Annotated in this window: 1 protein-coding gene; it reads right to left on the bottom strand. The window is 61.9% G+C overall.

Translation table 11 applies throughout. From position 1 onward, the window contains the following. The coding region (locus ACM6HV_RS16470) for a hypothetical protein (RefSeq protein WP_414904770.1) at window positions 1–252 on the bottom strand (252 nt) is incomplete at both ends.

Consider the following 252-nt stretch of genomic DNA (forward strand, 5'->3'; position numbering starts at 1 on the left):
GCCACCGCCACCGATCATGGTGTCGGCGCCGAGGCCGCCGTCGAGGGTGTTGGCCTGGTCGTTGCCGGTGATGCGGTTGTCGAGGTTGTTGCCGGTACCGTTGAGGATGTCGTTGCCGGTAAGGATCAGGTTTTCGACGTTCGCGGTCAGGGTGTAGCTGATGGAGGAAAAAACCCGGTCGGTGGCGCCGAGGGTGGCATCGGTTTCGATCACCACATCGCCGACGTTATCGACGTAGTAGCTGTCGAAGCC

It is taken from the genome of Pseudomonas sp. IT-P260, assembly GCF_949768395.1.
Classification (GTDB): domain Bacteria; phylum Pseudomonadota; class Gammaproteobacteria; order Pseudomonadales; family Pseudomonadaceae; genus Aquipseudomonas; species Aquipseudomonas parakoreensis.